This window comes from Prochlorococcus sp. MIT 1318 (genome assembly GCF_047304505.1).
Taxonomy (GTDB): domain Bacteria; phylum Cyanobacteriota; class Cyanobacteriia; order PCC-6307; family Cyanobiaceae; genus Prochlorococcus; species Prochlorococcus marinus_D.
Genome location: NZ_CP138958.1, coordinates 199,615 through 218,486, shown reverse-complemented (window position 1 = coordinate 218,486; position 18,872 = coordinate 199,615). Strand labels below are relative to the sequence as shown.

General features: G+C 54.7%; 19 protein-coding genes and 1 tRNA gene. 10 read left to right on the top strand and 10 right to left on the bottom strand.

Annotation, left to right across the window (positions count from 1 at the left end; all coding sequences use genetic code 11):
* Window positions 1-50 precede the first annotated feature (50 nt).
* Complete coding sequence (cobS, locus tag SIB66_RS01235; RefSeq protein WP_236070371.1) at window positions 51-833, top strand: adenosylcobinamide-GDP ribazoletransferase; 783 nt, start codon at window positions 51-53, stop codon at window positions 831-833.
* On the opposite strand, the gene SIB66_RS01230 is transcribed toward cobS, so the two are convergent.
* Entirely contained in the window at window positions 793-1,932 is a 1,140-nt protein-coding gene (locus tag SIB66_RS01230; RefSeq protein ID WP_063407672.1) for a sensor histidine kinase, read from the bottom strand. The two genes, cobS and SIB66_RS01230, sit on opposite strands and share 41 nt — an antisense overlap.
* A gap of 430 nt (window positions 1,933-2,362) precedes the next feature.
* Here SIB66_RS01230 and SIB66_RS01225 point away from each other — a divergent pair, with 430 nt between their 5' ends.
* On the top strand, window positions 2,363-2,731 hold the full coding sequence (locus SIB66_RS01225) for a DUF3155 domain-containing protein (RefSeq protein WP_011131226.1): 369 nt from the start codon (window positions 2,363-2,365) through the stop codon (window positions 2,729-2,731).
* Window positions 2,732-2,746: 15 nt separating this feature from the next.
* Here SIB66_RS01225 and SIB66_RS01220 read toward each other — a convergent pair whose 3' ends face one another.
* The gene (locus SIB66_RS01220) at window positions 2,747-3,352 is read right to left on the bottom strand and encodes an alpha/beta hydrolase (protein WP_011131225.1); all 606 of its coding nucleotides are present in this window, start codon (window positions 3,350-3,352) and stop codon (window positions 2,747-2,749) included.
* Window positions 3,353-3,412: 60 nt separating this feature from the next.
* Here SIB66_RS01220 and purH point away from each other — a divergent pair, with 60 nt between their 5' ends.
* On the top strand, window positions 3,413-4,966 hold the full coding sequence (gene purH / locus SIB66_RS01215) for a bifunctional phosphoribosylaminoimidazolecarboxamide formyltransferase/IMP cyclohydrolase (protein ID WP_063407315.1): 1,554 nt from the start codon (window positions 3,413-3,415) through the stop codon (window positions 4,964-4,966).
* 41 nt (window positions 4,967-5,007) lie between these two features.
* Here the strand turns inward: purH and SIB66_RS01210 are convergent, their stop codons facing one another.
* The 5 genes from SIB66_RS01210 to sfsA form a co-directional block, all read right to left on the bottom strand.
* Window positions 5,008-5,571 carry a DoxX family protein gene (locus tag SIB66_RS01210; protein WP_236070370.1) on the bottom strand — a complete coding sequence of 188 codons (564 nt, stop codon included), beginning with the start codon at window positions 5,569-5,571 and terminating at the stop codon, window positions 5,008-5,010.
* Window positions 5,572-5,641: 70 nt separating this feature from the next.
* Window positions 5,642-6,274, bottom strand: a complete 633-nt coding sequence (locus SIB66_RS01205) for a DUF1997 domain-containing protein (RefSeq protein ID WP_063407314.1) — start codon at window positions 6,272-6,274, stop codon at window positions 5,642-5,644.
* Between the two features lie 61 nt (window positions 6,275-6,335).
* A complete protein-coding gene (locus tag SIB66_RS01200; RefSeq protein ID WP_063407313.1) occupies window positions 6,336-7,532 on the bottom strand; it encodes a 4-hydroxy-3-methylbut-2-enyl diphosphate reductase in 1,197 nt (398 codons plus the stop codon).
* A 107-nt stretch (window positions 7,533-7,639) separates the two neighbouring features.
* The gene (locus SIB66_RS01195) at window positions 7,640-9,118 is read right to left on the bottom strand and encodes an ammonium transporter (protein WP_063401136.1); all 1,479 of its coding nucleotides are present in this window, start codon (window positions 9,116-9,118) and stop codon (window positions 7,640-7,642) included.
* Between the two features lie 181 nt (window positions 9,119-9,299).
* Window positions 9,300-10,079, bottom strand: a complete 780-nt coding sequence (gene sfsA / locus SIB66_RS01190; RefSeq protein WP_063407670.1) for a DNA/RNA nuclease SfsA — start codon at window positions 10,077-10,079, stop codon at window positions 9,300-9,302.
* A 59-nt stretch (window positions 10,080-10,138) separates the two neighbouring features.
* On the opposite strand from sfsA, the gene murJ reads away from it, so the two are divergent.
* Window positions 10,139-11,746 (top strand): murein biosynthesis integral membrane protein MurJ, encoded by a 1,608-nt coding sequence (gene murJ / locus SIB66_RS01185; RefSeq protein WP_063407312.1) that lies wholly within the window; start codon window positions 10,139-10,141, stop codon window positions 11,744-11,746.
* Here the strand turns inward: murJ and SIB66_RS01180 are convergent.
* From SIB66_RS01180 to SIB66_RS01170, 3 genes are read right to left on the bottom strand one after another with little or no spacing between them, the layout of a single operon-like run.
* A complete protein-coding gene (locus tag SIB66_RS01180) occupies window positions 11,733-11,996 on the bottom strand; it encodes a hypothetical protein (RefSeq protein WP_011131217.1) in 264 nt (87 codons plus the stop codon). The two genes, murJ and SIB66_RS01180, sit on opposite strands and share 14 nt — an antisense overlap.
* A gap of 25 nt (window positions 11,997-12,021) precedes the next feature.
* Window positions 12,022-12,312, bottom strand: coding sequence for a DUF3181 family protein (locus SIB66_RS01175; RefSeq protein WP_011131216.1), 291 nt, complete (start codon window positions 12,310-12,312; stop codon window positions 12,022-12,024).
* A 42-nt stretch (window positions 12,313-12,354) separates the two neighbouring features.
* Window positions 12,355-12,609 (bottom strand): 2TM domain-containing protein, encoded by a 255-nt coding sequence (locus SIB66_RS01170; protein ID WP_063407311.1) that lies wholly within the window; start codon window positions 12,607-12,609, stop codon window positions 12,355-12,357.
* A 92-nt stretch (window positions 12,610-12,701) separates the two neighbouring features.
* On the opposite strand from SIB66_RS01170, the gene SIB66_RS01165 reads away from it, so the two are divergent.
* The 6 genes from SIB66_RS01165 (at window position 12,702) to SIB66_RS01140 (ending at window position 18,782) form a co-directional block, all read left to right on the top strand.
* A tRNA-Arg gene (locus SIB66_RS01165) sits at window positions 12,702-12,775 on the top strand.
* Between the two features lie 125 nt (window positions 12,776-12,900).
* Window positions 12,901-14,190, top strand: coding sequence for a serine hydroxymethyltransferase (gene glyA, locus SIB66_RS01160; protein WP_063407310.1), 1,290 nt, complete (start codon window positions 12,901-12,903; stop codon window positions 14,188-14,190).
* A gap of 88 nt (window positions 14,191-14,278) precedes the next feature.
* Complete coding sequence (locus SIB66_RS01155) at window positions 14,279-15,427, top strand: MraY family glycosyltransferase (protein ID WP_063407309.1); 1,149 nt, start codon at window positions 14,279-14,281, stop codon at window positions 15,425-15,427.
* Complete coding sequence (locus tag SIB66_RS01150) at window positions 15,420-16,691, top strand: competence/damage-inducible protein A (protein ID WP_063407308.1); 1,272 nt, start codon at window positions 15,420-15,422, stop codon at window positions 16,689-16,691. The genes SIB66_RS01155 and SIB66_RS01150 overlap by 8 nt, the downstream gene beginning before the upstream one ends.
* A gap of 25 nt (window positions 16,692-16,716) precedes the next feature.
* Complete coding sequence (leuC, locus tag SIB66_RS01145; RefSeq protein WP_063407307.1) at window positions 16,717-18,150, top strand: 3-isopropylmalate dehydratase large subunit; 1,434 nt, start codon at window positions 16,717-16,719, stop codon at window positions 18,148-18,150.
* Window positions 18,150-18,782: a 3-isopropylmalate dehydratase small subunit gene (locus SIB66_RS01140; RefSeq protein WP_063407306.1), complete on the top strand. Its 633-nt coding sequence runs from the start codon at window positions 18,150-18,152 to the stop codon at window positions 18,780-18,782. Before leuC ends, SIB66_RS01140 begins: the two co-directional genes overlap by 1 nt.
* Window positions 18,783-18,872: the final 90 nt, after the last annotated feature.

The following is an 18,872-nucleotide window of genomic DNA, read 5'->3' as shown; positions in this document are numbered from 1 at the left end:
CCGATCATGACCCTACGTTGGGCTTTGCCTTTGGCTGGAGGTTGGAGATCTTGCGCGCTCCTCTTTGGCTCCGGGATTTGGCTGGAGCATGGATCTTCTACTCCGTATTGCCTGCTTGGCCAGGGCTGAAGCCACGTTTTGAACGGATTGCTCGCTTTGCTCCTTGGATCGGATTGGTGCTGGGAGGACTGCAGTCTTTCCTTTGGCTTGTCTTGATCCGTGCCGATTGGCCGACCTCGGCAGTGGCACTTTTGGTCATCGGGCTGGGTGCCTGGCTGTCGGGTGGTCTTCACCTTGATGGGTTGATGGACACGGCCGATGGTCTGGCGGCAGGTCGTGAGCGCTGTCTGCAGGCTATGGAGGACAGCTGTGTTGGAGCGAGTGGAGTCCAGGCTCTGCTTGTGGTGGTGTTACTTCAGATTGCAGCCCTACTTCGGCTTGGTTCTCTAGCCCCTTTGGCTTTGCTGATTGCTGCCTTTTGGGGGCGTTGTGCGCCGCTTTGGGCCATGGCGCGCTTCTTTTACTTGCGTGAGGGGCAGGCTGGCTCCGCATCCTTTCATCGTCGTTATCGCAAGGGATGGCAGGAAGCATTACCAGCATGCTTAGTGCTGCTTTTGGCATTAACGGTTGTCCCTTCACTCATGATCGTGGGGTGGCCCAGTCAGATGGTTTTGATGGCAGGAATTGGTGTGGGTGTCTTGCCGGCGTTTTTAGTGCCTGAACTGCTTGGACGTCGTCTTGGTGGGCATAGCGGGGATTCTTATGGCGCTTCAGTCGTGCTAGTGGAAACAATCACGCTTCTGTTGCTGGCGGTGTTACTGCCGGCAGGCTGAGCAGAAAGGCATTCCCTTCGCTGGGAAGGGCTGGATCAAGGTTCGCTGGAGAGGTGATCAGTTGCAGCGAACCTCCCAAATCTTCAGCCAGTTGGCGTCCCAGGGCGAGGCCAAGGCCGCTGCCGGGGCGATCGCCACTGCTCTGGCCTCGAATGCCTCTGCTGAAGATGCGTTCACGCTCTTGCTTGTTGATGGGTTCACCTCCATCCCAGACGCATACTCCGTTTTGTTGCAAGCAAAGGCCGACAGGGCGGCCTGCAGGGCTATAGCGGAAAGCATTCTCCAGCAGGTTGGCCACGATTTCAGCGACCACTCCATCTGCTGAAGGACGTAGCTCTTCAGTCCAGGCAGGCCATTGGCTGGGTCCATTCCAAGGGCGTTTTTGCAAGGCTGATGTGGCTATGGCGCGTTCGATCAGTGGTGTTAGTAAGGATTTGATAGTGAGATCAGTGGCTTGTGGCAGTAATGGAGGCAGCAGCAATGGGGCCTTGATGCTTGGTTGGATGGGCAGATTGTCCTGGCCGATCTGGTCGAGGCTGGAGATATAGCGATCTAGTTGTGCTTGCTCGCTCAGCAGACCCTTGATCAAGGTGCGGTGACGACTATCGGGCTCTAGGCGCTTCATCAAGAGTTGGGCATAGGTTCGAAGCGCGGCTAGCGGATTGCGCAGTTGATGCACCATCAGGCTGATTTGTTCCCGTTGCTCGGCCAGCTCATCAAGCAGCCTGGCGCGCTCAAGCTCAAGACTGAGGCAATCGGTGATGGCACTCGCAGTAGCAAGCAGCCGTCGGTCTAGGCGGGTGGGCCAGGATGGCGAAGAGAGGGGTTTTTCGGCTCTGAGTACTCCAAGCAAGATCGTTCCTTCTTGAAGCGGGTACCAGCGTCGATCAGGTGAGGGTGCACGAAGCTCAGGGTCTGCCTCTACAGGTGGCAGGGATTTGTTCCCATTGGCAGGCCACTGACTTACGGCTTCCAGGCTGGGGGCGCGCCCGTCTCTTGCTTGAGCGATATAGACCACAAGCTTCTCTAGTGGAGCCTCCGCTTCGAAGCTGCTGAGTTGTTGCTTCACCAGATTGAGGAAGCGGTTTGACAGCTTCATGGCGAGCGATGTGCCTCTGGACACCGACACCAAGAGGCTGATACGAATGACACCTTGTAAATTCTGAAAAAAGTATTAAAATTTGAGCGTCGATTGGCTTGAAAGCCTCGCCCAGAGGCTGTAGCTCAAAGTCGGACAAGGCAGAGGTTGCACAAATTGTGTCACCAAAGCCACAGCAGAGGTTGCACAAATCGTGTCGCCAAAGCTACAGCAGAGGTAGATGCGTCCTCTGTTGGATCCTCGGCCTCGGCCGATCATGTTGAAAGTGATCCCTCAGGGTGTTGTAGCTCTGCTGCGATTCCCTGAGCAAGGCTTGCTGACATTTGGGCATCTTCATGCTCTTGCATCGTGCTTGAGCGCTATTTGCAGGACGGTCCTAAGCCGCCCCGTTCCTCTCTCCATCGCACTCCTATACAGGAGTTTCCCGTTTATGTCTAAGAAGCGCAAGCGGATCAGCCGCAGACGATTGGCTGGTCAACGGGTGTTGGCTCATGTGCCTACTTTCCATCTCGAAACCGGTGAATACAAGCCTGTGACGGCAGCTCGTCGTTACATCGCCGAATCTGGTTTGGTCTCACCAGCGATCCTTAATGTTCGTCGTAACGAACACACCACTGATCGCTTTTTCTGGGGCGAGAAAGGATTGTTTAGTGCTCAGTACGCTGAAGAGAACCATTTTCTCTTCCCCTCTTTGCGCTTGATCGTTGACTCCGTTGGGGAAGAGGTCATGTTTGAAGGCCTTGAACTGACTTCCGACGACTGGGAGGAGATCGAGGAGTATGAGTACGCCTTCGTTTGACGAGAAAGCGATTCCTTAGTTGAACCAAGAGTGCAAGGCCTGTTGCATCCGGGGGATTAGTTCTCCCGGAATGCAGTGGCCCCCTTCGAAGCTCACTAATGCCGTCTCCAATCCGCTTGTTTTTAGGCTTTTGAGGAGTTGTTCAGAGGCGGCGTAGGGAACTACATCGTCTTGGCGCCCATGCAGGAGAAGCACAGCGGGGCGAATGCTTGGCGCTACCCAATTTGGATGTGGGTATGCACTGCAGCCGATTAGGCCTGCTAGTGGTAGATCACAACCACTCGCCAGGGCCATTGCTCCCCCTTGAGAGAAACCCAGTAAAGCCGTTCTTTGTAGAGGAATTTCTGGGGTTTCCAGGGCTTTCAAGCGAGCCTGAAGTTGTGAGATCGCATCAGGAACGGCTGCCCAGTCGCTTGGAAAGAGTCCATACCATTGCCGGCCCAGACCTTGAGGATGACGTTGTTGTGCTCGTAGAGCCACTAGTTCTACGGGAGGCTCGATGACTTGGCAGAGCTCTCGGCCAAGGGGCATCAGATCGTCTGCATCTGCACCCCAGCCATGCAGCAGCACAAGCCTGTAGTAAGCACCTTTGGGAATGTCGCGGAGAAGGTTGTCGCTCACGGCAGGTGTTGTATCGCTGCTGCGTAGGTTGGCCCACGGAATGCTTTCGTCTCTGCTGCCATGGCTCCCATCGCCTTGTTGAGCGTTTCAAACAAACATGGGATTGTTCCTCTAGCGGAATCCTTGCATCGCATGCATGGGTTTCAGCTGCTTTCCAGTGGTGGCACAGCCAAAGTGCTGGAGGATGCCGGTCTGCCCGTGACGCGGGTTGCTGAGCACACAGGTGCTGCGGAAATTCTTGGAGGACGGGTGAAGACTCTGCATCCTCGTGTCCATGGAGGCATCTTGGCGATGCGGGGCGACCCTGATCATGAGGTCGATCTGGAGCAGCATCAGATCCCTCCCATTGATGTGGTGGTGGTGAACCTTTACCCGTTTCGGGAAACAGTGGCCAATCCGCAGGTGAGTTGGGAAACTGCAATTGAGAATATTGATATCGGTGGTCCCGCCATGGTGCGAGCGGCGGCAAAGAACCATGCGCATGTGGCCGTGCTCACGAGGCCGGATCAGTACGACAGATTCCTAGTGGCTTTAAGTGATGGTGTGGATGACCAGCTCCGTCGTGAGCTTGCCCTTGAAGCCTTTGAGCACACCGCTGCCTATGACGTGGCCATCAGCCATTGGATGGGCGAGCGGCTGACTGAGCAAGCTGCCCAATGGCTTGAGGCTATTCCCCTTAGGCAGAGGCTGCGCTATGGCGAGAATCCCCATCAGCATGCGGCTTGGTACAGCGCTCCGAAGCAGGGTTGGGGCGGTGCCATTCAGTTGCAGGGCAAGGAGCTCAGTACCAACAATTTGCTTGATTTGGAAGCTGCCCTGGCCACTGTTCGGGAGTTTGGATATGGCACGGATGGGGCTCATCAAGCTGTTCAAGATGCTGCCGTGGTGGTTAAGCACACCAACCCTTGTGGCGTCGCGATTGGCACTGGCGTGGCGTCGGCCTTAAGCCGTGCCTTGGATGCGGATCGGGTGAGTGCATTTGGAGGGATCGTGGCTCTGAATGGATTGGTGGATGCCACGACTGCTCGGGAGCTCACCAGTTTGTTCTTGGAGTGTGTTGTGGCACCAGGCTTTGAACCAGAAGCTCGGGAAATCCTTGCCAGCAAGGCCAACTTACGTTTGTTGGAATTGGCACCAGGTGCCATTGATGCGGCTGGTCGTGATCACATTCGCACCATCCTCGGTGGCGTGTTGGTGCAGGACCAAGACGATCAATCGATTGATCCCACCAGTTGGACTGTGGCCAGCAAGCGCTCGCCTTCTGCTGAAGAAAACGAGGATCTCACCTTTGCATGGCGCCTGGTGAGACATGTGCGCTCTAACGCCATCGTGGTGGCTCGTGCTGGCCAGAGTCTCGGAGTTGGAGCGGGCCAGATGAACCGGGTCGGCTCGGCGCGACTAGCCCTTGAGGCAGCTGGCGATCAAGCCAGGGGAGCTGTTTTGGCTAGTGATGGCTTCTTCCCCTTTGACGACACGGTGCGTTTGGCGGCTAACCATGGCATCTGTGCCGTAATCCAGCCTGGTGGGAGCAAGCGTGATGCAGACTCAATCGCTGTTTGCGATGATTTTGGTCTGGCAATGGTGTTGACGGGAAAGCGCCACTTCTTGCATTAAGTTAGTAATAATTAAAGCTAATATAGAGCCAATTTGGTTGCCTATATTTTGACTTTGTTGATTTCCTTGATGAGTTTCATTCTGACTGAATTTGCTTTGGCTTTGTTCCTTGCTGCCAGTGAAATGCGCCCTGGCCCTGCACAAAGTAAGTAAAAGAAAGTAGTTGCATAAACACCAGACAATTCAAAGGCATAGCTATGGTTTTCGACCACGGCGAAGGGGAAGCCTTGCAGGCCAGTATCAAATAAGTGGTATGTAATGGCAAAAGCCATTGTCGATAGAAGGCCAAGCGCACAGAGCCTAGTAGCAAGTCCGAAAGCGATTCCAATTGGACAAATGATTTCTGTTAAAGCTGCTGCATACGTCCACAGCAGAGGGTCGCCTGGTAAGAAGTTAAGGTGTTGGCTGATGACAAATTCCGAGAAGCCTTCTGGATTTTGGAGCTTCTCTAATCCGTTATGGACCATCAAAATGCTGACCCCGAGCCGGAGTATGAGAATTCCAAATTCGGAGAAGTAGTTAATCGATTCTGACGATGAACTGGCTTGAGGTCCTAGGTCAGAGTCAGATCCCTTTGCTTTAGGGGTTTCGGAGCCGGCCATCATCACCATGGATTGCAGGTGAGCACTTTAGAGAATCGGTTTGCAGATCAAGGCGATAACAGGGTTGACTCGCTCAGAAAGCTGCATGGCGACGTGGTGGGCAGGTCAGTCCATGGGTGGCATGGAAGTCTTCTTGAACCTTCCATGTAAGTCGGCGCGAGATTTGTCGCACGATTTGCCTCAGCAGCTGGTCACCACTTGTCTGTACAAGACCATCTGGTAGCAGGGTGATCACTTTCGGTAGTTGGATCCACACCGAAAGATCCAAATCCCAGTTCACGATGGTGGTTTGCTGGACAATTTTGCTGGCTTCTGTTTCTGATGGCTCAAGTTTCAGCCCAGCCTTGAAGTCCACATCGTAGTGATCACAAAGGGGCAGATCTTGATGCCTTAGGTCCACATTGATGATTTGGTAGAGCCCTTGCTGCTGAGGAAGCAGCTTTAGGCCGATGCAAGGCTCGACTTCAAAGCCAAAATTTCCGAATCGACCAAGGGTGAGGAGATAGGACTGATCATCGAGGGCCTTGACCTCCATCGGTGCAGCACAGCGTTGAAACCAGCCTTGATGGTGGTCAAGATATGCCGCCACGTTTTTTGGCGGCGCAAGCATCTCCATGCGATCGGAAAAATGACTTCGATAGCAGCGGACTTGGGATTTGTCGCTGAGGCGCAGGTATGGGTCGGCAGGTATCGACAAGGGCGGCACGGATGGTCATCCCTGACTGGGTTGGCCTGGGATATTAACAAATGTAAAGCCAGGGTGTTGTTCAGTCGGAGGTTAGGTCGATCAGCTTCTGAATCACATGTTCAACCACTCGATCGGGTGTTGAGGCTCCGGAGGTGATGCCGACGCTCACGCTTCCAGCAGGTAGAAAATTACTTTCGATGAACAGATCTTCTCCCAGTGGCTTGTGTTGGATGCTGTTGTTATCACCAATACGTTCTGGGGTATCGATGTGGAAGGATCGGATTCCTCGGCTGATGGCGATTTCCTGTAGGTGAGTGGTGTTGGATGAGTTGAAACCACCAATCACCACCAGTAGATCTAGAGGTTCATCAACTAGCGAGAACATTGCTTGTTGCCGTTCCTCTGTGGCGTCACAGATGGTGTTGAAGGAAAGGAAATGTTTGTTGAGCTCTATTGGGCCATATTTTCTGAGCATGGTGCGCTCGAATAAACGACCGATTTCCTCGGTTTCACTTTTCAGCATGGTGGTCTGATTGGCTACCCCAAGGCGTTGGAGATCTTGATCTGGGTCAAAGTTTGCAGAGCATGCCTTAGCAAAGCGTTTCATGAACGCAGCACGATCTCCTTGGCCCAGGATGTAATCGGCGACTAGTTGGGCTTCATCAAGGTCTAAAACAACTAGATAGGTCCCTGCAAAGGAGCTGGTGGCCAAGGTTTCTTCATGCTTCACCTTGCCATGAATAATTGAGGTGAATTCTTGCTTCTTATGTTTCTCCACGGTGTGCCACACCTTGGAAACCCATGGACAAGTGGTGTCGATGATGTGACAGCCACGCTCATGAAGCAGCTCCATCTCCTGAACAGTGGCACCGAAGGCGGGCAGGATCACTACATCGCCATCACTGACGCAGGAAAAATCTTTGACACCTCCTTCAGCGTGGATGAACAGCACGTCCATTTCGCGTAAGTGTTCATTCACTGAAGGGTTGTGAATAATTTCGTTAGTAATCCAAATGCGCTCGCTTGGGTAGTGCCTACGGGTTTCATAAGCCATCGCAACTGCTCGCTCTACTCCCCAGCAGAAACCAAAGGCCTCAGCTAATTTCACCTGAAGTCGCCCATGTTGAAGCACATAACCGTTGTCTCGGATTGAGCCAATTAGGCTGCTTTGGTAGGCCTTCTCAAGGTTGCTGGCGACTTCGTTGGCTCGCCCGAAGCCCCTACGGTTGTAACGCTCAGAGTGGTGTAGCGAGCGTTTGAAAGCTTGTGTATCCATCGTGGCAGCAGCAATCTCCTGACTCTATGGGCAGCTCAACACTTTTGAAGCATAAAAAAGCCCGGCACTGGGTCGGGCTTGATGGGATTCAGGTTGTTGATCAGGCTTTAGTTGCCGGCTGAGGCGAAGTCGGGATAAGCCTCCATACCGTGTTCACCGATATCAAGACCTTCGATTTCCTCTGCTTCTGTTACGCGGATTCCGCCAAACAGTGCTCCGATGACAGACCAGGTAACCCAACAGGTCACCACGGTCCAGATGGCGTAGGCAGCGCAGCCGACAAATTGAGCCCAAAGCTGACTTGCGCCACCCCCAACGAATAGCCCAAGAGCGGAACCATCACCTTGGATGTCAAAGCCCCATAGGCCGATCACGAGGGTTCCCCAGATGCCACAGACGCCGTGGACAGAGAAAGCTCCAACTGGATCGTCGATGCCTAAAGAGTCAAGGGCTGAGACCGCGAACACCACAATGACACCACCGATTAGGCCTGCAACCCAGGCCCCTACCATCGTGAGATTGCCACAACCAGCTGTAATGCTCACTAGGCCGGCAAGGATGCCGTTGATGATCATCGTTAGATCAGGCTTGCCGGAGTAGATGGTGGAAATGATCGTTGCGCCGATGGCGCCACCTGCAGCCGCGAGTGTGGTTGTTACAGCCACGTAGGGGACCCATTGATCCATGGCGAGCTGGGAGCCGGGATTGAATCCATACCAACCGATCCAGAGGATTAGCGCGCCAAGGGTAGCGATGGACATGTTGTGTCCTGGAATCGCTTGGGCCTTGCCACCGACAAATTTGCCGATGCGCGGACCGAGCAGCATTGCTCCCACCAGACCTGCCCAGGCACCGACGGAGTGAACGATCGAGGAGCCTGCGAAATCAATGAATTCAACGCCTTCGCCAAAGGCAGTGTTGAGCCAGCCCCCGTTCCATTCCCAGCTGCCAGCGATTGGGTAAATGAAACCAGTTAGCACTAGGGAGAAGACCACGAACTCGCCGAACTTGACGCGCTCTGCAACGAGTCCTGAGACGATGGTGGCAGCGGTGCCTGCAAAGGCTGCTTGGAAGAGGAAGTCGACGCTTGGGACAAGACCTCCTTCGCTGATCAGTTCAGGGGTTACAGCAGGATCAAAGAACAGGCCGTTGAAGTAGAGCCATCCTGCCGAAACAGGATCGCCGTACATCAGCGAATAGCCGATGAACCAGTAAGCCGTTACCGCTAGGGCAAAGACAAATAGGTTTTTGGCGAGGATGTTGACCGCGTTTTTTTGACGACACATTCCGGCTTCGACCATCGCGAAGCCGGCATTCATGAAGATCACCAGAATCGTTGCAACCAGAAGCCAGAGATTGTTGGCTAGGAAGGCAGCATTCAGTTCTGGCATCTCGGCGGCATGGGCCGAGAGGTTGAAGAGTCCTAGGCCGAAGAGGGCCAAGGGCACGCAAGCCAGCCAAGTCAGTGAGCGATTGGAGCTGAAGCCACGGATGCTGCGCAGGAGGAGCATTGGCCCCTCCAGGAGACTGGCCTCCTGAAGGCGAACCGTGCGCCGCCTGGAGGGCGGAAGCGGAGCAGTTGTCATTGGAAGAAGCAGATCTGCAAAACGAGCTGGAAGCCTTTGTGATAGCTCAAACGTCAAACTTGCTCAACTTGCAATTTTTTTATGTTCATGTTGATACGAAATATGGGATTGGTGGACGCTTTTAGGTCTATTTGCCGGGGTGAAAGTTCGATCTGTTACATCTGGAGCTCTTTTTGCTGTGTCAACTCTGTGTCGTCTTGGTAGGCCTAAGGCCTTCCCAGGTGATCTTGTCGCGGTGAAATCCGAAGCAACAGGGAATGACTTCCACGCCAGCTGTAAGAGCCAGGCGAAAGAGTTCGCCATAGCGAGGGTCTGCGCTATCCCCTGGGGCGAATGCTTGGACATCGTGGCGGCTGAGGCAGGGCACCAAGACTGCTCTGGACTCTGGCAGCACACCGATTAGCTCTTTGAGATGTTTTTGCCCTCGTTCTGTCACCGTGTCGGGAAAGAGGGCTAAGGAGTGTTCGATCCAGGTGGTGTTCTTGACCTCTAAGTAAATGGGTCTGGTGTCGGAGCAATTGGCATCAGGGGTTAAAAACAGGTCAATGCGGCTGCGTCGGTTGCTTCCATAAGTCACTTCCGCACGGATTGCTGCGATCGGACCGAGGACTTGCTTGAGGTGTCCGGCGTCAATCGCTGCTCTGATCAGGCTATTGGCCAAGGCTGTGTTGATACCCACCCAGCAGAGGCCGCCCTGGGCGCTGGGTGCCTCCGCTTGCTCCCATGTCCAGGCCAACTTGCGCTTGGGAGAAGGCGCATGGCGGATTCTCACTCTGCCTCCAGGATGAAGAACACCAGTCATGGGGCCTGTGTTGGCGCAGTGGGCTGTCACGATTTCGCCGCTGACTAGCTCCACATCGGCAAGGAAGCGCTTGTAGCGCTTCACCAAGACTCCTTCCTCGAGTGGTGGGAATGTGAGCAGTGGACTCCCTAACAATCCTTCCGGGATGGCCTCGGTCATGGGGATGCTTGCAGGGCTTGAGAATGCTGCTAAATGATCAGATGGTCTGAGGCCCAAGGATGGGGAGATCGTTAAAGCGTATTGCTCTGGTTGTCACAATCGGCACCTTGCTTAGCAAGGTGGGAGGGCTGGTTCGTCAGCTTGTGATCGCTGCTGCCTTCGGGGTGGGAGCGGCTTATGACGCTTACAACTACGCCTACGTCTTGCCGGGGTTTCTATTGATTCTCCTGGGTGGGATCAATGGTCCTTTCCACAGCGCCATGGTCAGTGTCCTCAGCAGACGGCCGCGGCAGGAGAGCGCTCATGTGTTGGCGGCGCTCAACACCATGGTTAGTTCTGCTTTGTTGTTGTTGACGGCTCTATTAGTGCTGGCAGCCAATCCGTTGATCACTCTGGTGGGGCCAGGTCTGAGTCCTGAGCTGCATCGGATTGCTGTGGTTCAGCTTCAGGTGATGGCCCCAATGGCTTTGTTGGCAGGTTTGATCGGCCTGGGCTTCGGCTCCCTTAATGCTGCTGATGAGTTCTGGATTCCGGCGGTTTCGCCAATCATGTCCAGTCTTGCTTTGGTGGTTGGTGTCGGAGTTTTGTGGTGGCAGGTCGGCACGGACATCGGCTCCATGCAGTTCGCCCTCAGGGGTGGCATTGTTTTGGCACTAGCCACCTTGGTGGGAGCCCTGTTGCAGTGGCTGATTCAGCTGCCGGCGTTGATCAGGCAAGGCTTGACCAAGATGCAGTTGGTTTGGGACTGGCATCATCCAGGTGTGCGGGAGGTATGGCAGGTCATGGGCCCGGCCACCCTCTCTTCAGGCATGTTGCAGATCAATGTCTTTACAGATCTGTTTTTTGCTTCAGGCATTTTGGGTGCGGCGGCTGGTCTGGGCTACGCCAATCTTTTGGTGCAGACGCCTTTGGGGCTGATCTCTAATGCATTGCTGGTGCCACTGCTACCAACGTTTGCCAGGCTCACTGCCCCGGGAGATCGGCCTGCACTAGTCGCTCGCATCCGTCAGGGGTTGATGTTGTCTACGGCCAGCATGGTTCCTCTGGGGGCAATGTTCGTAGCTCTGGGGACTCCAATCGTTGCTTTGGTGTACGAGCGAGGGGCTTTTGATGCCCAGGCCGCCAGCTTGGTGAGTGGATTGCTGATGGCCTATGGCGTGGGCATGCCTGCCTATCTAGCTCGTGATCTTCTGGTGCGTGTTTTTTATGCCCTAGGTGATGGCACTACCCCCTTCCGACTTTCTACGGCAGGGATTGGCTTGAATGTGTTGTTTGATTGGTTGTTGGTTGGTGGCCCAACCCCTTGGGGCCCTCAGTTGCCATTCAATTTCGGGGCTACCGGTTTGGTGCTGGCGACGGTTGCAATCAATCTGCTGACCTGCGCAGCTCTCTTGATGGGCTTGCATTTGCGGCTAGGGGGCTTGCCTTTGCAACGGTGGGCTTTTGATGGCGTCAAGGTGCTTTGGGCTGGCCTGGCGGCAGGGTTTGCGGCTTGGGCTCTGGCGACCTTGATGCAATGGCCTCAGGACCTGTTGGGACTTTTGATTGAGGTGTGTTTGTCAGTGATCACCGGCCTTGCTGTATTTGCTCTAATCAGCATCTCTCTTGGTGTCGCTGAGGTGCGTGAGCTAGCGCGGGAGCTGCGTTACAGAGCTATTCCTCGCTGAGGCGAACTTCGCGATCCTCACGGACTTGAATCGGTAGCTCCAAATGGTCTCGGCCCACCAGCTGGGGTCCCTGTACCGAAACAATGCGTGCTTCGATCCCGAATTCCTGGAAGGCGTTTTCTAGCTCTTGAATCAGAGCTTTCTCCACCTGGTCCTCAGCATCCACAACTTTGCCGATGAGTCGCTCCCCTAGTGGTCCGATGCGTTGACGCATCACTTCACGGGCGTTGGTGACCTCGATGATCAGCACTGGCCCTCCATGGATGGCAGCAACCTTATCGGCAGTAGGGCTCCAGGATCTCCTCAAGGTCACGAAGTTGAGAGGCTGGGATTAGGCGCGCCAGTGGTAGGCGGGTGCTCCCTCCACCTAGGGGCACTTGCACTGATTCCAGGGCTTGGCGGGCTGCCACATTGGCACCTTCATTGAGCCTGACGCTGCATTCGATGGCAAGGTTTTCTGCAAGCCCTGCATCGCCCAGATAAAGGTGCCAGCTGGCGATCTGAAGGTAGATGCGATCGGCAAGGGATAGTTGTAGCTCTTTTAAATCCGCTGGATCGATTGTCATAAGGGATGGCCTTGCTAGGTGGATGCTGGCTTGATGTTGTGATCAGGCTTGCTCTTCGGTGGTCTTGGTCTTGGGTCTTTTGACTACTACAAATGCAAGGTGGATGAAGAGTCCAGCCAGCCAGATTTCGCTGAACCAATCCAAGTGTGGCCATGGGTGGCGCATTTGTTGAATGAACCAAAGGCCACTGTTGAAAGCTGCAAAGGCCATGGCATGAAGGGTGAAGTTGACGATTCGAGAGAAATGTTGATAGGTCGGGTCGGTTGTGTCGGCGTTGCCGTACCAGCGAATTGGCATGAGCAGTGTCCTTGTAGATCTCTCGATTGTGGCGCTTGGATGAGACTCGGTTGACGAAGGCCCCCATGATGAAGTCTGATGTTTCCTTCTAAGCGCCTGTAGCTCAGCGGATTAGAGCATCTGACTACGGATCAGAGGGTCGGGAGTTCGAATCTCTCCAGGCGCGCTGATTAACTGCCCTTCGGGCAGTTTTTTTTTGCACTTGGTTCCGGCGGCGGTCTTAGGGCTAAGGGCTGTTCCTAAGACGTGAAGAACCATTGCCTACGATCCGAAAACTGTTGGATTCTGTAAATGACGGATCGCTTCTTGGCTTCTATTAATGCTGCCCTGACGGATTCCGACCCGGCGATTGCAGGCTTGATCGATCAGGAGAGGCAACGTCAGGAGACCCATCTAGAGCTGATAGCCAGTGAGAACTTCACTTCTCAAGCTGTGATGCAGGCTCAGGGTTCTGTGCTCACCAACAAGTACGCCGAGGGTCTTCCCCATAAGCGCTATTACGGCGGTTGTGAGCATGTCGATGCGATTGAGGAGTTGGCGATCGAGCGTGCTCGGCGGCTCTTTGGTGCGGCTTGGGCCAACGTGCAACCTCATAGTGGCGCGCAGGCCAACTTCGCCGTCTTCCTGGCGCTGTTGCAGCCTGGTGACACCATCATGGGGATGGATCTATCCCATGGGGGGCATCTCACTCATGGTTCTTCTGTCAATGTCAGCGGCAAGTGGTTCAAGGTCGTTCATTACGGCGTGGAGCGTGATAGTCAGCAGCTCGACATGGAGGCTGTTCGTCAGCTGGCCCTGAAAGAGCGTCCCCAACTGATCATCTGCGGCTACTCGGCCTATCCCCGCACGATCGATTTTGCTGCTTTTCGCAGCATCGCTGATGAGGTGGGCGCTTACTTGTTGGCGGACATGGCACATATTGCCGGGCTTGTTGCGGCCGGGGTCCATCCGAGTCCTATCGCCCACTGTGATGTGGTGACGACGACCACCCACAAGACATTGCGTGGCCCAAGAGGTGGCTTAATCCTTTGTCGGGATGAGGACTTTGGGCGTAAGTTTGACAAGGCAGTGTTTCCTGGCAGTCAGGGCGGCCCTTTGGAACATGTGATCGCAGCCAAGGCTGTGGCCTTAGGAGAAGCTCTTCAGCCAGAGTTCCATGCTTATAGCTGCCAGGTGGTGGCGAATGCCCAGGTTCTTGCTGGTCGCATTCAGGAGCGCGGGATTGCGGTGGTGAGTGGAGGAACAGATAATCACCTTGTCTTGCTGGATCTGCGCAGCATTGGGATGACCGGGAAGGCTGCTGATTTGCTTGTCAGTGACGTAAACATCACCGCCAATAAGAACACGGTGCCGTTTGACCCTGAGTCGCCTTTTGTGACCAGTGGTCTGCGCTTGGGCACGGCAGCCCTCACAACTCGTGGCTTTGATGATGAGGCATTCCGCGAGGTTGCTGATGTGATTGCAGATCGTTTGCTGAAACCGCAAGATGAATCGATCAAGGCGCAGTGCTTGGAACAGGTGAGACAACTTTGTGGCCGTTTCCCTCTCTACAGGGGTGCCCTCCAGCCAGCGCTTGCTTGACTGGCCCTTCTCTCTGGAATCACAGGTTTGCTCTGCCTAGGATTCATTCAATCGGCCCTTCTTTAGGTCGCTTGCTACAGGAGCAAACTTGACTCTCGCGAGCAGCCCCTTTGCTTTTGCTACGGCGAGCTTCGTGATGGCTGCTGTGCTTACCACTTTGGTTGTCCCACTCGTGCGGGCGCTAGGCCTTCAACTCGGTCTCACTGATCAGCCTGATTCCCGCAAGCAGCACAGCACTCCGATCGTGCGTCTTGGTGGCATCGCCATGGTGGTGGGATTTGGTTTGGCTCTGGCAGTGACATGGGGGCTGGGGGGGTTTGGTTTGCTTGCGCCTGCGAAGGATCAGCTGATCTGGTCCACGCTGGCGGGGGCTCTTTGCTTTTTTGTGATTGGCCTGGCAGATGATTTGTTCGTTTTGTCTCCTTGGCCTCGTTTGGCAGGACAGGTGGCCGTTGCGTTTGCGATGTGGACTCAGGGGGTACGTATTGGAACGATTGAGTTGCCTTGGTTGGGGGAAGGCTCTTCTTCTTTAATTGCCTTGCCGGATTTGCTTAGCCTTGCTGCCACGCTGTTGTGGCTTGTGGGTATTACCAATGCCATCAATTGGCTAGATGGTCTTGATGGTCTGGCGGCAGGAGTGGCTGGGATTGCCGCTGTTGGTCTTGTGTCGGTCAGTTTTTCACTTCATCAAGTGGCTGCAGGTTTTCTGGCAGCTGCTTTGGCGGGCTGTTGTCTTGGTTTTCTGCGCCATAACTTCAATCCAGCTCGCATTTTTATGGGTGATGGCGGCTCCTATTTCCTTGGCTTTACCTTGGCAGCAATCAGCATCGTGGGACCAGCCAAGGGACTCACCACCGTCAGTCTGTTGCTGCCACTGTTGATTTTGTCTCTGCCTTTGGCTGATATGTCGGCAGTGATTATGGGGCGTTTGCGGGAAGGCCGTTCTCCCTTTTATCCTGATCGTCGCCATCTTCACCACCGTCTGCTGCGCGCAGGCTTCAGTCATCGCCGAACGGTGCTGTTGATCTACGTGTTTACACAATGGCTAGCAGCATTGGCTCTCGTGGTGGCCAATGCTGAAATGCGTTTTTTGTGGCTGGCTTTAGCGACAGCCATTCTCGTGGCGACAGTCGTGATCAGCCGTCGTCAACGTAGTGCTGAAGGTGTCTTCGTAGACCCTTCTAGCCCCCTTGCAGCTCCTAGTGATCCACGCGTCTATCGCGATGGTCATGGCTGAAGCTTCGGCTAGGCATGGTGTTGAGATCCTTTGCATTGGCACGGAGCTGTTGCTTGGCAACATCCTTAACAGCAATGCTCGTTGGTTAGCTGAGGAGCTGGCTGCTCTGGGGCTCCCTCATTACAGGCAAACTGTTGTAGGAGACAACGTTGAACGTCTCAAAGAATCAGTTTTGGAGGCTGTTGATCGCAGTCGGATTCTGATCACCACTGGTGGCCTAGGACCAACGCCTGATGATTTGACTACTGAAACTTTGGCGGCTGCTTTTGATACGCCGCTTGAGGAACGTTCAGAACTTTGGTTCGAGATTCAGGCCAAGCTCACTGCTGGCGGCAGCATTTCTGCAATCAGCAATCGCAAACAGGCGTTGTTCCCTCGTGGAGCTGAAATCCTTCCAAATCCTTCCGGCACTGCGCCTGGGATGATCTGGTGTCCTCGGCCGGGGTTCACTGTGCTCACCTTTCCGGGTGTGCCTTCTGAAATGAAGCAGATGTGGTCCCAGACAGCCGTGCCATGGCTGCGTCAGCACGGAGGAGTGGCTGACATCTTTGTGAGTCGGCTGTTGCGGTTTACAGGCATTGCTGAATCCACGCTGGCTGAAGAGGTGGTTGATTTGCTTGAGCAGGGCAATCCAACAGTGGCCCCTTATGCCGGCCTGGGAGAGGTGAAACTACGGATCACGGCCCGAGGGGCAACGGTGGAGCAAGCGAGGCAGCTATTGGATCCAGTGGATGCAGAGCTCCGTCATCGCACCGGCTTGTTCTGTTATGGCTCGGATGATGAGAGCTTGGCTTCGGTTGTGCTGGATTTGTTGCGTCAACGAGGTGAGACAGTTGTAGTGGCAGAGTCTTGTACAGGTGGCGGAGTTGGTGCCGCTTTGGCTGCTGTTCCGAGAGCTTCTGAGGTTTTTCTTGGCGGGGTCATTGCTTATAGCAATGCCATTAAGCAAGCCCTACTGGGGATATCCACAGACCTTTTACATCAGCACGGTGCAGTTTCTGATCCTGTGGTGCGGGCTATGGCTGAAGGCGCGCGTCAACGGCTGGGGGCAGATTGGTCCATTGCGGTGAGCGGTGTGGCAGGCCCTGGCGGTGGTACGCAGGCCAAGCCTGTTGGGTTAGTGCATATCGCAGTAGCTGGACCGCATGGCTGTGATGCAAGCCCTGTGCAGTTCGGTGTTCGTCGTGGAAGGTTGGCAATTCAGGAGCTGAGTGTGGTTCGCAGTCTCGATCGGCTGCGCAGGTTCCTGCTGGATGGGAGCTAAGGTTTTCGGCTACTGCCTCTGAACCTTGAGCTCCGGCGCCCTCTACGACAAGGTGTGGGATCTCCATCGGGTGGCTGAACTGCCTGGTGGATCCACTCAGTTATTTGTGGGTTTGCATTTGATCCATGAGGTCACCAGCCCGCAGGCTTTCGCTGCTTTGCAGGACAAGGATTTGCCGGTGCGGTGCCCTGAGCGCACCGTGGCGACTGTTGATCACATCGTGCCGACGATCAGTCAGAAGCGTCCGTTTGCTGACCCTTTGGCTGAGGAGATGCTCAGCACCTTGGAGCGAAACTGTGCCAACTACGGGATTGTTCTTTGCGGCCTTGGCAGTGGTCGTCAGGGCATCGTGCATGTGATAGCTCCTGAGTTGGGGCTGACCCAGCCGGGCATGACTGTGGCTTGTGGTGACTCACACACGTCCACCCATGGGGCGTTTGGCGCCATTGCGTTCGGCATCGGCACCAGCCAGGTGCGGGATGTGCTTGCTAGTCAGAGTCTTGCCATGAATAAGCTCAAGGTGCGTCGGATCTGGGTCGACGGTCAGCTTGGTTGCGGTGTTCATGCAAAGGATTTGATCCTTCATGTGATCCGAAGCCTTGGGGTCAAAGCTGGCGTGGGCTATGCCTATGAGTTCGCCGGACCAGCCATTGATGTGCTCTCCATGGAAGAACGCATGACCCTCTGCAATATGGCGATTGAGGGAGGCGCCCGCTGCGGATATGTCAATCCTGATGGGGTCACTTTTGACTATTTGCAAGGACGGCTTTATGCGCCTACTGGGGAGGCTTGGCATCGGGCAGTGGCCTGGTGGAGGAGCTTGGCCAGTGATCCCAATGCTGTTTTTGATGATGAGGTGACGTTTGATGCGGCCAGTATTGCGCCCATGGTGACCTGGGGCATCACTCCTGGTCAGGGCATTGCTGTAGACGAATCGGTACCGACTGCGGATTCGCTTGAGCCAAGTGAACGTCCAATCGCCGAGGAAGCTTGTCGCTATATGGATTTGGAGCCGGGAAGGGCGATTGAAGGGGTTCCAGTTGATGTTTGTTTTATTGGCAGTTGCACCAATGGTCGTCTTAGTGATTTAAAGGCTGCTGCCGCTATTGCCAAGGGCCGCCATGTAGCACAAGGTATAAAGGCCTTTGTGGTGCCAGGGTCGGAACAAGTTGCCAGGGCTGCGGAAGCAGAGGGGCTTGATGGTGTTTTTCGGGAGGCTGGATTTGAATGGCGTGAACCAGGCTGTTCCATGTGTCTGGCAATGAATCCTGATCGTCTTGAGGGGCGTCAGATCAGTGCAAGTTCCAGTAACAGGAATTTCAAGGGGCGTCAGGGTTCGTCCCGAGGCCGCACCTTGTTGATGAGTCCCGCAATGGTGGCTGCTGCTGCCATTAACGGCCAGGTCACCGATGTGCGCAAGCTAATCAGCAACACTGTTCCTTCTCAAAGCTTCCAGTAATGACGATTGAGGCTATACCTTTCCCTCATGGCCCTATAGACCAGGTTCGGGGCCGTGCCGTGATGTTGCGTGGTGACGACATTGACACGGATCGGATCATCCCAGCCCGGTTTCTTAAATGTGTGAGTTTCGAGGCGCTTGGAGATCAGGTTTTTGAGGATGATCGCTTGGAAATGGTTGGTTCACATCCCTTCGACCTGAAGGTTCATCAGGGGGCTTCGATCTTGATTGTTAATGATAATTTCGGCTGTGGTTCTAGTCGTGAACATGCACCTCAAGCTTTGATGCGCTGGGGTGTCCGTGCGCTGATTGGACAGAGCTTTGCTGAAATCTTCTATGGCAACTGTCTAGCGCTGGGAATCCCATGTGCAACTGCTGCCTTTGCTCAGATTGATGCCTTGCAGCAGGCGGTAGAAGCGGAACCGTCGCAGAGCTGGGTCTTCAATCTTCAGGCTCAGCAGTTGACGAGTGCTGCGGGTTCATGGGATTTACAGATTGAGTCTGGCCCTCGCGAGATGCTGCTTAGCGGACGCTGGGATGCTACATCGCAGTTGGTGGCTCAGGACGCAGCCCTAAAGCGCACGATGGCAGACCTCCCATACCTCAATGATTTTGTGGCGTCTCTGCATTGAAGGTTGTTTGTTGAGGAAACGGAAGATTGAATTTTTAGTGATTTGCTGCGGCAGATCATTTGCAGCGTGTCTATGAAAAGAGAAAGCGAG